This is a genomic window from Agrobacterium sp. 719_389, assembly GCF_900188475.1.
GTDB lineage: Bacteria > Pseudomonadota > Alphaproteobacteria > Rhizobiales > Rhizobiaceae > Agrobacterium > Agrobacterium radiobacter.
This window is the reverse complement of sequence record NZ_FYEM01000001.1, coordinates 373260-384848: the sequence shown is the minus strand read 5'-3', so window position 1 is coordinate 384848 and position 11589 is coordinate 373260. Positions and strand designations below refer to the sequence as shown.

Below are 11589 nucleotides of genomic sequence, written 5' to 3'. Positions count from 1 at the left end.
CGAAAAGTGGAGGACGGCAATATACACTTAGGCTAATATTACGAGTTCGTGCAAGTAAGCGATGTGTAAACAAGATGTGCGATTTGTCGAGCAAGGTAGGGCGGCACGGCATTCCCGACTTGAACGTATTGCTGTGTGCGATTTCCCATGAATAAGTAGTCGTCCGGAAAGGTCTGAAGGCGAGCTGCTTCCCGGACAGTCAGACTGCGGCACTGAGTTGGATCGGGATGGATGAAATAGTGGCCGTCTTTCGAAATGTGGCTTGTGACAGTCGTCGATGCTTCGTTGGAGAGCTGAACGCGGAAACGGTCGGCAAATATTCCGCTATCCCAATTGCGGTGATTTGGCCGAAGCACCTCGGGGAATTCAGAGGCTTTCGGGCTGTAATTATGAACCTTTCCGAATACCGCTGCAAAAAGATATCGACCAAGATCTGATGCCATGTGCCCGCGCGTGCCATGCTGGGCAACGGAAAGCAGTTCCGGACACTCAAGCCATCGCAGCAATTCGTCGTTGGACTTGCCGTAGCCGCTTGGAAGAGTGGCGGAAGAGCGAGGCAATGGTGACGCGTTCTGGAATTCGCTCATCAGGCTACGAAGGCGCTGTTCCAGGCCAACGCCAGAGCTTGAGGCCAAGATCTTGGCGGAGTCGAACAAGTAGTCGCTCCATCTCGCGAAGCTGTCGTTGGACTCGCTTATCCCACTGCGAAGGCGTCCTAGGTTGCCAATGGCGTCCTCGACCGTCCTGCGCCTTTCGCTGACTGGAATGCTTGTGGCTGACACGCGCGAAGCCAGGTCGGCTCGGATACCAATGATGATCACTCTATGCCGTCGCTGCGGTACGCCGAACTCCTCGGCCTTCACTATAAAGTCGGACGGCTTCCCCGCTTGACGAAGAGTTGCTTGACCGTTCTCCACCCGTACGGCGAAGAGCTCGTAGATATGGCCGTGCCTTGTACCCAACGAGGACAGGTCTTCCATAAGCATTTCGAAAACGTGTCGACTCTCTACGGTGGACGACAGCATGCCCTTCACGTTTTCCATCACGAATGCCGATGGTCTCAGACGTTCCAGGACCCTTATGTACTCCCGAAACAGATAATGACGCTCGTCTTGCTCCGGTACATAGTCGCGTTTGCCGTTCGCTCGCGCTCGTCCAACCAGCGAATATGCCTGACAAGGCGGCCCACCGATCAGAATGGTGTCATCAAACTTTTGAAGTCCTGCGATCGCCTCATCTATCGCTTCGGACGCGGCGGTCGTTCCAAGTTCGAGCTGTCTGGCTTCCCGTGATGCGTGATCCCAGGCGCCGTTGCCAACGAGGGCCCAATCCGGCTCTCCCACCGCGCCCGCATGAAAGTTGACGAACTCGGCCGGGAGTTTCCCATGCTCGGCGCGAAATGCTCTCAAGAAGGCGCGCAGCCGCAAGGTATTATGCGCGGACATTTCCTTTTCTACGGAGATGCCGATACTAAATGGATTATGCTGGTCAACCGACAGAGATGAGAACCCTTCACCTAATCCACCCGGCCCAGCAAAGAGATCAATGATACCGAAAGTGGTAGGCAAGAACGACTCCTGATCGATATGTTTTGTCGGTGTATACTATGTGTAGCTGCAATTGCCAGGATACAAATGACTGATATTGTCGACCCTACGACACGATCGCGAATGATGGCGGGAATCAGGGGAAAGAACACGAAACCCGAGCTTGTGCTTCGCCGTGCGCTCCATGCACAAGGGCTGCGTTTCCGCTTACATAGCACGAAAATCATCGGCGCGCCTGACATCGCCCTTCCAAAATACAAGGCGGTAGTATTCGTACATGGCTGTTTCTGGCACCGCCACTTTCGCTGCCGTTATGCGACAACGCCGTCTACCCGACCGGAGTTTTGGCAAGCCAAGTTTGCCGCCAACGTTGCCCGCGACGACGACGTCAAGCGCGCGTTGCTCGATATAGGCTGGCGGGTAGCGACGGTTTGGGAATGTGCGTTGCGAAAGCAGAACTTAATTGAAGCGGCAGCTAGGCAGTTGACGGAATGGCTTCCGACCGCTTCAAAAGAGATAGAAATCGGGGAGGGTGAGGTCTAGTCGATCCGGGATCGGTCATTTCGCTGAGCCTAGCAACCGGTGCCGGCTTGGAAGCAATCACCCGACACGAACTGTCCGAGACGACTACCACCTTTCCGCAACGAATTCATGCGAGATTTGATGCAAACTTCCTCTGTACGAGCATATGGAGGTGGTCGATCACGCGGCGCGTTCGGTCTCGCCATCCTTTCACTAGAATACCTACGCTGAGAAGAAATCACCGAAGCCCGGACATCAAAAAGGTGAAGGTGACTGCTGCGAGCCGTCGGGATGATGTCCCTCGACCGCAAGCCCTCGAAGTTCGTCGAACGTTCTAGCCTCAGGAAGCAGACGCCTCCCCTGGAAGAACGCAGGAAAAAGCTTCACCTCCTTCGATTTCATGATGATCATGAGCGTGAAGGCGGCGGGGATTTCCACGATCTCAAGTTCGTATATGTCTTGGCTGCTTGAGGCTTCGGCTTCCGCGGCTTCGAGTGCATCGTTGTAGGCAAGCGCGAAGCTGCCACGTCGAAACGAACTGTAGGATCCATTTTCACGACTGCTGATGTCCAGAACACCGAAACCATCGTCATCCCGGACAAGGTACTGCCATCCCATAGTATAGGGGGAGGCGAGGTCGGCTTCTGAGCGCGGTACTGCTCCAAGCACCCTCTTGGGGAATGGACCGATGTGGCGGTACTCGGTGTTCGCACGGCTTCGCCCAGGCATGGCGGCCAGGAAACCCATTGCCCGATTGAATTTCTCGCCGACGGAACTCGGTGCTCGAAGCATCGCGATTGTCATTCTATCTCTCCATGCCTCAAGTCCCGTATATCATTTTTCCGGCGCACGAACATGGTAGGTCTGAACCCAGCGACCCCCGTACTCGAGGTAATCGTTTCGAAGCTCGCTCCCAGGTACCGGGAACGAATGATCAAAACACGGGTCTCCTATCAGGTAGTGATCTTCTCCATTCTCGTCGAGCCAGCAGCCGTGGATCACAACTGCATGTCCTCCCTCCGATGGCCATTTGATCTGAACGCAAACGGGATTTCTCCTGTCCAATTGCTGCATGGCCTGTCGAAGTTCGGCAAATCCACGATAAGTCGAATTGTCGCAACCCACGATCCGAAGCCCCGTCAGCATCGTATCCTCTCGGTTCCACGACTCTTCGGGCACCCATGGCGGCGGAAGGCCAAGTGCTCGTCCGACGATCTCGTCCTGAGAAACATAGTCCTCGCAGTCGTAGTATTGCGAAATGCTCGAAGCCGTTGCCGCCCAGCACCAGTTGCTCCATTTCTGCGTTTGCATTTGGAAGGTCAGGTGCAATTGGTTTGGATATCTGACGCGCTCTGGAAGTCGATAGAGGCTGCTGATCCAATCGAACACGGAGCTGACGAACCTGAATCCCTCACGCATTTTTCGCGAACCCACCGTGCAGGTGGCCAGCTACCTGCACGCCGCCCAGATCCAGAAAGCCGTCATCGATCACCGTGACCACGCCCCGTAAGGGCGCGACTGCCTGAAGAATCCTCTCGCTGCCACGATGGTGAATGTGAAGGGCAGAGAGTATGCCTTTGTTGTGTGCACCCGTGTCGATCGCTATCCGACCGTGACAACGCTCCACCATCAACGGCGATGTCGGCGTGTGTCCATGGACAACGGTCTTTCGGGACGATCCGGTGAAGCTCAGGAAGGGTTCCCGGATCCACATGAGCTTGTACGGATCCTGTCGAGCAAATGGCACACCCGGCTCGACGCCGGCGTGGACGAGAATGTGGTGGTCAAGTTCAACGTACCGCTCGGCTGCACGGAGGATCGCCACGTGGTCGACATCAACAACGTCGAGGATTCGGTCGAGTGCGGCATCATCGGAGGAATCGAAACCGTAGGAGGCGAGGGTGGCTGCGCCTCCCATCCTGGCGATCCAGTGCAGGAGAAGAGCCTGCTTCCGGGGGAGATCGGTCTCGTCGAGGATGCGGAGGATGAAGGAATCGTGGTTGCCGAGAATGAGCCGCGAAGCTGGAAGCTGCTTCAGTGTTTCCGCAACCAGATGCATCGCCTGCCGGCTGTGCGGGCCGCGGTCGACTATGTCGCCGAGGAACACGATCCGATAGACGATTCCAAGACACGCCGCCTGCCTAGATATGCCGTCCAGCAGTGCACGAAGTAGGTCTGTACGTCCGTGGACGTCTCCGATTGCGAAGGTGTGAACGCTGGTCATGTTGAAGATGTCCCTGTTTGAGCCAGAGACATCGCATGCCGATAGTTGGCGAAAACTTTACGGGGTGGTGCCGGGGAGTTGCAGGGTTAATGGGAGATGAATCTCCATGGAAGCATTTTCATCTGCGGCTTCTGGAAGTCTTAGCAATGTCCGGCTAGAACGAGGACGACCTACAGACTTCGATGGTCTGGATGACCCAGCATCTGGCCGAAATCGCCCGAGTTGAACCCGGTCGAAAACCTCTGGCACTTTATGCGCGACAACTGGCTCTTGAACCGAGTCTTTAAATCCTACGACGACATTGTCGATCATTGCTGCGATGCTTGGCGAAAGCTATAAAGCCAGCCATGGCGCATCATGTCCATCGGACGCAGAGAATGGGCCAATGGGTTTTGATCAGCGAGGGGGCGTATTACTGGTGCATCCCGCGAGAGACGAATAAGTAGCCTCGGACGTCGCATCGGTACATTACTCTTTCGCTTGTAGTTGCGCGGTGGACTTCGCCGGCTTCCCCTAGTCGAATACTTGCCATCGCTCGCAGTAGAAGATCTCGGTTCGTCTTTCAATAAATCCCAAGTACTAGAATGTACCTGGGGTTGTGTTTTATGCAGTTGGCTAGTTTTGGCTTCAAGAATGGCCAGTTTCAGCGGTATTTGGCCAGGATCAGCTTGGGTTTCTCATCAGATATCCAGATTGTCCGCAAAGGCCGCCCGCTCCTGAATGAAACGGAAGCGCGCATCGGCCTTGGTGCCCATCAGGTTGTCGACGGCCTCGCGGGTGCCTTCGAAATCCACATCGTCGATCTCGACACGCAGCAGGGTGCGCTTTTCGGGATCCATGGTGGTTTCCTTCAGCTGCTGGGCCATCATTTCGCCAAGGCCTTTGAAGCGGCCGATTTCGACCTTCTTGCCCTTGAAGACGGTTTCCATCAGCTCGGCGCGGTGGGCGTCGTCGCGGGCATAAGCGCTCTTGGCACCCTGACGGATGACGTAAAGCGGCGGCACCGCCAGATAGAGGTGATTGCCGCGAATGAGTTCCGGCATTTCCTGATAGAAGAAGGTGATGAGCAGCGAGGCAATATGGGCGCCGTCGACATCGGCATCGGTCATGATGATGATGCGCTCGTAACGCAAATCTTCTTCGCGGTATTTGGTGCGGGTGCCGCAGCCGAGCGCCTGGATGAGATCGGCGATCTGCTGGTTGGCGGAGAGTTTTTCACGGCTGGCGCTGCCGACGTTCAAAATCTTGCCGCGCAGGGGCAGGATGGCCTGATTGGCGCGGTTGCGCGCCTGCTTGGCGGAGCCGCCGGCCGAGTCACCCTCGACGATGAAAAGTTCCGCATTTTCCGCCGTGTTCTGGGCGCAGTCCGCCAGCTTGCCGGGCAGGCGCAGCTTGCGCACGGCGGTCTTGCGGTTGACTTCCTTTTCCTTGCGGCGGCGCAGGCGCTCTTCGGCGCGCTCGATCACCCAGTCGAGCAGCTTGGCCGCTTCGCCCGGATTGCCAGCGAGATAATGGTCGAAGGGATCGCGCAGCGCGTTTTCGACGATGCGCTGGGCCTCGACGGTCGCGAGCTTGTCCTTGGTCTGGCCGACGAATTCAGGCTCGCGGATGAAGACCGAGAGCATGCCGGCGGCAGAGATCATCACGTCGTCGGTGGTGATGTCCTTGGCGCGCTTGTTCTGCGTCAGATCGGCATAATTTTTAAGGCCCTTGGTGAGCGCGATGCGGAAACCCGCCTCATGCGTGCCGCCTTCGGGCGTCGGGATGGTGTTGCAATAGGAATGGATCTGCGTATCGCCGCCATACCAGGTTACCGCCCATTCCAGCGCGCCGTGGCCGCCGGTCTTTTCGGTGCGGCCCGAGAAAATCTCGCGGGTGACGGTGAATTCCTTGCCGAGCGTGGCGGCGAGATAATCCTTGAGGCCGCCGGGGAAATGGAACACGGCCTTTTCGGGGATTTCGCCGCCGGCCGGCACCATGCCGGGATCGCAGCTCCAGCGGATTTCGACGCCGCCGAAGAGATAGGCCTTGGAGCGGGCCATACGGAAGATGCGCGCCGGTTCGAATTTCGCGTGATCGCCGAAGATCTGCGGATCGGGATGGAACCGCACGCGGGTGCCGCGACGGTTGTGCACGTCGCCCAGTTCCTCAAGCCCGCCGATCGGCGCGCCGCGCGAAAAACGCTGGCGGTAAAGCTTGCGGTTACGCGCCACTTCCACTTCCAGAAGATCGGACAGCGCATTGACCACGGACACGCCGACGCCGTGCAGGCCGCCCGATGTCTCATAGGCCTTGCCGTCGAACTTGCCGCCGGCATGCAGCTTGGTCATGATGACTTCGAGCGTCGACTTGCCGGGAACCTGCGGGTGGTTTTCCACGGGAATGCCGCGGCCGTTATCGGTGACCGTCAGAAAGCCTTCGGCATCGAGATGGACCTCGATGAAATTGGCATGGCCGGCGACGGCCTCGTCCATGGAGTTGTCGATGACTTCGGCGAAAAGGTGGTGCAGCGCCTTCTCGTCGGTGCCGCCGATATACATGCCCGGCCGCATGCGCACCGGCTCCAGCCCTTCAAGCACGCGGATTGATGAGGCGCCGTAATCGTCACCGGAAGGAGACACGGGTGCTGGTGGCGCAGGCGGCGTGGCGGCCGCAACGGCTGCGGGTTTCGGCTGCACGTTCGCGTTGGCGGGAACTGTCGACGGGGCCTTCACGGGTTTGACCGCGTCATCATTCGTTTCCGTTTCGCTGTTTCGTGCTGCCGGAAGACCGGAGAAGAGATCGTTGCTGTCGTCCATCATGTCCAAGTTCAAAATTCGTGTCGTCAGAATTTCGCCAAGCGAATCAGTATGCCAATGGGGCGATTATAGCGCCAAACGTGTAAGGCGTGTGGCCGAACGCGGCGCACCTTATGCCACGATTGTGTCAGGGTTTCGCAACAGGAGGATTGCGCTGCCGGCCTTGCAATGGCAAGTCTCGCAGCCACGAATGAACGGTTAACCAAGGCATGTCCACAGCTCATTTCACGTTTTGTACTCTTTTCTGCCTGACTGTTGCGGCGATGCCGGGCGGCGCCGGGGCGGCTGACGGGCCGCTGCGGCCCTTCAAGGACGAGCTATTTTCCGCCCAGACGGTGCTTTCCACTGGAGATGGCGGCGCATCTGAGGTGATCGATTATCAGGAGATGCGCGACATCAACGGCCGCGACGAGGTGCCGGAGCGGCGGGTGAAACGGCAATATGTCGATATGGCGCCGAAGAGCGCGCAGGCGCTTGAAACCGTGTCGGTCGAGGGTAGGGCGCTCGAAGTGGGGCGCGTCGGGCCGGCAAGCGGACAGGCCTTCACCGTCATCTTCATCCACGGGCGCGGCGGTGACCGGCGGCTCGGCATGAATGACTACACCTTCGGCGGCAACTTCAACCGCATGAAGAACCTGGCGGTCGCCAATGGCGGCACCTATTATGCGCCGAGCGTGCGCTCCTTCGATGAGAACGGCGTTGCCGATGTCGCGGCGTTGATTGCCGATGCAGCCAGAAAATCGGGCGGCAAGCCTGTTGTGCTGACCTGCGCCTCCATGGGCAGCTTCATCTGCTATGGCATCAGCCGCGACAAGGCTGCTGTCGCCAAGCTCAAGGGCATGGCGATCCTCGGTGGTGCGGTCGATCCCGATTTTCCGAAAAGCGTCTTTGCAAAAGCGAAGAAGCCTGTGTGGTTCACCCATGGCAGCGCCGACAAGGTCTATTCGGCCGATCAGCAGGCGATGATCTTCCGCACCCTGCTGAAGGCCGGCGAGCCGGCGCGGTTCACGCGGTATGAGACCGGAAGCCACGGCACGCCGGTGCGGATGACGGACTGGCGGGCGGTTTTGAACTGGATTTTGAGCCGCTGAGGCCTCGATTTGGGTCAGCGGTGGCAAAATTTTCGAAATCGGCCGTCGTTTTGAACCTTCGGGCCGCTTTTTTGTACCATTTGTTGCCGGCTGCGGTTAAAGGAATATCCCGGGATTTCCGGCAGTATTTCTGTCGTGATTAAGGGCCGCTTTGCGGCTGAGGGATGGGGCGCCGCCAAAGGTGGGGCCAGAGACAAAGGGAATGGATACGCATGACGCCGAATGTTCGACCGCTTGTTGCCGGAAACTGGAAGATGAACGGCACCCGTGCCTCGCTCGATCAGATCAAGGCCATGGCAGAAGGCGTCAAGGGCGCGCTGTCCGAAAAGGTGGATGCGCTGATCTGCCCGCCCTCGACATTGCTTTACGTTGCAACGGCGCTCTGTGATGACAGCCCGCTGATGATCGGCGCGCAGGATTGCCACCAGAACGCATCCGGCGCCCATACCGGCGATATTTCCGCCGAGATGATTGCCGACTGCTTCGGCACCCATGTCATCGTCGGCCATTCAGAGCGTCGCACCGACCATGCCGAGACGGATCATCTGGTGCGCGCCAAGGCCGTTGCCGCGCACGAGGCGGATCTCATCGCCATCGTCTGCATCGGCGAGACGGCGGATGAGCGCAAGGCGGGCCAGACACTCGATATCCTCAAGCGGCAGCTGGCCGGCTCCCTGCCGGACGAGGCAACCGCCGAAAACACCGTCATCGCCTATGAGCCGGTCTGGGCGATCGGCACGGGTCTGACGCCGACGGTTGAAGACGTGCGCGAGGCCCATGCCTTCATGCGCGACGAGCTCGTGAAGCGCTTCGGCGATGCCGGCAAGACCATGCGCATCCTCTATGGCGGCTCGGTAAAGCCGGCCAATGCGCTGGAACTGATGGGCGTCGAAAACGTCGATGGCGCGCTGATTGGCGGTGCGAGCTTGAAAGCTTCCGACTTCCTTTCCATCTATGCGGCATACGAGCAACTGACGGCTTGATCCAAGCTTTCCTGCAAGAGTGGCGGGAAAGGGGCTTGGAATAAGCCGTCGCCTCATGTAAAGAGCCGCAAAACCTTCTTTATGGTGCTCCGCGCGGGGCATGGAATGGATTGTCATGCAGACCGTTTTGATTGTTATTCACCTCATGATCGTGCTGGCGCTTGTCGGCGTGGTCCTGATCCAGCGTTCCGAAGGCGGCGGCCTCGGTATCGGCGGCGGTTCGGGCTTCATGTCCGCGCGCGGAACGGCCAATGCGTTGACCCGCACGACGGGCATCCTCGCCGCGCTGTTCTTCCTGACGTCGCTCGGCCTTGGTCTTATGACCCGCTACGAATCGCGCCCGACCGACATTCTGAACCGTATCCCGGCCACGCAGGGTCAGGGCAACGGCATTCTCGACACGCTCGGCCCGGCAACGACGCCCGCAACCCCGGCTCCGGCTGGGAATGGCGTTCCGACCAATAGTGGCGCAGCCGTACCCGCACAGACGACACCGGCCCCTGCCGCTTCCGGCACGGCCGCCCCGGCACCGGCGCAGCCCGCCGATCCGAACGCAGTTCCGACCGGTCAATAAGCCCGGTTCTGATTTAACGCTCCGGCAGGCCAAAAGCCTGCCGGTTTTCTTTTGTTCGCATTCCGGCTCGTCCCATCGCAGATTCGTCAACAGCGAATTTTCGAAACCATTAATTTTGGGCTGGCGGAATCAGAGGTAAAAAGGTATCCGGTGAATCCCATGGCGCGATATGTATTCATCACAGGCGGCGTGGTCTCCTCTCTTGGCAAGGGCATCGCTGCGGCAGCACTCGGAGCTTTGTTGCAATCCCGTGGTTATCGGGTGCGGCTTCGTAAACTCGACCCCTATCTGAACGTCGATCCCGGCACCATGAGCCCGACACAGCACGGCGAAGTGTTCGTGACTGACGACGGTGCCGAGACGGACCTCGATCTTGGCCACTATGAGCGCTTCACGGGGCGTTCGGCCACCAAGACCGATAACATCACGACCGGTCGCATCTACAAGAACATCATCGACAAGGAACGGCGCGGCGACTATCTCGGCGCAACCGTTCAGGTCATTCCGCATGTCACCAACGAGATCAAGGATTTCGTGATCGAGGGCAATGACGATTACGACTTCGTCATCTGCGAGATCGGCGGCACGGTGGGTGACATCGAGGCGATGCCGTTCATGGAGGCGATCCGCCAGCTAGGCAACGACCTGCCGCGCGGCACGGCGATCTATCTTCACCTGACGCTGATGCCTTACATTCCGGCAGCCGGCGAGCTGAAGACCAAGCCGACCCAGCATTCCGTCAAGGAGCTGCAGGCGCTCGGCATTCACCCCGACATCCTGCTCGTGCGCGCCGACCGGGAAATCCCTGAAGCGGAACGCCGCAAGCTTTCGCTGTTCTGCAACGTGCGTCCTTCCGCCGTCATTCAGGCGCTGGATGTGGCGAATATCTATGACGTTCCGATCGCCTACCACAAGGAAGGTCTCGACTCGGAAGTGCTGGCCGCCTTCGGCATCGAGCCGGCGCCCAAGCCGCGTCTGGAGCCGTGGGAAGAGGTCTGCAACCGTATCCGCACGCCGGAAGGCGAGGTAACGATTGCGATCGTCGGCAAATATACCGGCCTCAAGGATGCCTATAAGTCGCTGATCGAGGCGCTGCATCACGGTGGCTTCGCCAACCGGGTTAAGGTCAAGCTGGAATGGATCGAGTCGGAAGTCTTCGAAAAGGAAGATCCCACACCCTATCTCGAAAAGGTCAACGGCATTCTCGTGCCTGGTGGTTTCGGCGAGCGTGGTTCCGAAGGCAAGATCATGGCGGCGCAGTTCGCGCGTGAGCGCAACGTGCCCTATTTCGGCATCTGCTTCGGCATGCAGATGGCGGTCGTGGAAGCGGCGCGTCATCTGGCGGGCATCGAAAATGCATCCTCCACCGAGTTTGGCCCGACATCCGAGCCAGTCGTCGGCCTGATGACCGAATGGGTGAAGGGCAACGAGCTTGAGAAGCGCTCCTCCAAGGGCGATCTCGGCGGTACGATGCGTCTCGGCGCCTACAAGGCGGCGCTGAAGAAAGACACCAAGATTGCCGAAATCTACGGCACCACTGACATTTCCGAGCGCCACCGCCACCGCTACGAGGTGAATGTGGACTACAAGGACCGCCTGGAAAATTGCGGCCTCGTCTTCTCGGGCATGTCTCCTGATGGCGTCCTGCCGGAAACCGTGGAATATCCTGACCATCCGTGGTTCATCGGCGTGCAGTATCACCCGGAACTGAAGAGCCGTCCGCTCGATCCGCATCCGCTGTTTGCGAGCTTCGTCGAAGCGGCGGTGGAGCAGAGCCGGCTGGTTTGACGGTTTGAATGATTACGAAGAGGGCCGCTTTTGCGACCCTTTTTTGTTTGGTGATGATGGGC

At 58.7% G+C, this 11589-nt stretch carries 10 protein-coding genes and 1 pseudogene; 6 read left to right on the top strand and 5 right to left on the bottom strand.

From position 1 onward, the window contains the following. Positions 1–38: 38 nt before the first annotated feature. Positions 39–1568 (bottom strand): DNA cytosine methyltransferase, encoded by a 1530-nt coding sequence (locus tag CFB10_RS01945; protein ID WP_026364115.1) that lies wholly within the window; start codon positions 1566–1568, stop codon positions 39–41. Positions 1569–1634: 66 nt separating this feature from the next. Here CFB10_RS01945 and CFB10_RS01940 point away from each other — a divergent pair, with 66 nt between their 5' ends. Further along, a complete protein-coding gene (locus CFB10_RS01940) occupies positions 1635–2090 on the top strand; it encodes a very short patch repair endonuclease (protein ID WP_020012619.1) in 456 nt (151 codons plus the stop codon). 234 nt (positions 2091–2324) lie between these two features. Here the strand turns inward: CFB10_RS01940 and CFB10_RS01935 are convergent, their stop codons facing one another. Genes CFB10_RS01935 through CFB10_RS01925 form a run of 3 tightly spaced genes read right to left on the bottom strand, consistent with a single transcriptional unit; the run spans position 2325 to position 4293 of the window. Further along, complete coding sequence (locus CFB10_RS01935; protein WP_020012618.1) at positions 2325–2873, bottom strand: hypothetical protein; 549 nt, start codon at positions 2871–2873, stop codon at positions 2325–2327. Positions 2874–2903: 30 nt separating this feature from the next. Further along, positions 2904–3488: a papain-like cysteine protease family protein gene (locus tag CFB10_RS01930; RefSeq protein WP_020012617.1), complete on the bottom strand. Its 585-nt coding sequence runs from the start codon at positions 3486–3488 to the stop codon at positions 2904–2906. After that, on the bottom strand, positions 3481–4293 hold the full coding sequence (locus CFB10_RS01925; RefSeq protein WP_020012616.1) for a metallophosphoesterase: 813 nt from the start codon (positions 4291–4293) through the stop codon (positions 3481–3483). The genes CFB10_RS01930 and CFB10_RS01925 overlap by 8 nt, the downstream gene beginning before the upstream one ends. A 207-nt stretch (positions 4294–4500) precedes the next feature. On the opposite strand from CFB10_RS01925, the pseudogene CFB10_RS23600 reads away from it, so the two are divergent. Continuing rightward, a pseudogene (locus CFB10_RS23600) lies at positions 4501–4632 on the top strand (transposase); the annotation flags it as partial. 341 nt (positions 4633–4973) lie between these two features. Here the strand turns inward: CFB10_RS23600 and parE are convergent. Beyond that, positions 4974–7094, bottom strand: coding sequence for a DNA topoisomerase IV subunit B (parE, locus tag CFB10_RS01920; RefSeq protein ID WP_020012615.1), 2121 nt, complete (start codon positions 7092–7094; stop codon positions 4974–4976). A gap of 206 nt (positions 7095–7300) precedes the next feature. Between parE and CFB10_RS01915 the strand changes: the two genes are divergently transcribed. From CFB10_RS01915 to CFB10_RS01900, 4 genes are all read left to right on the top strand, one after another. Continuing rightward, a complete protein-coding gene (locus CFB10_RS01915; protein WP_026364114.1) occupies positions 7301–8182 on the top strand; it encodes an alpha/beta fold hydrolase in 882 nt (293 codons plus the stop codon). A gap of 212 nt (positions 8183–8394) precedes the next feature. Continuing rightward, positions 8395–9165, top strand: coding sequence for a triose-phosphate isomerase (tpiA, locus tag CFB10_RS01910; protein WP_020012613.1), 771 nt, complete (start codon positions 8395–8397; stop codon positions 9163–9165). A gap of 115 nt (positions 9166–9280) precedes the next feature. Then, complete coding sequence (gene secG / locus CFB10_RS01905; RefSeq protein WP_026364113.1) at positions 9281–9739, top strand: preprotein translocase subunit SecG; 459 nt, start codon at positions 9281–9283, stop codon at positions 9737–9739. A 159-nt stretch (positions 9740–9898) separates the two neighbouring features. After that, complete coding sequence (locus CFB10_RS01900) at positions 9899–11527, top strand: CTP synthase (protein WP_003502929.1); 1629 nt, start codon at positions 9899–9901, stop codon at positions 11525–11527. The last annotated feature ends 62 nt before the right edge of the window (positions 11528–11589 follow it).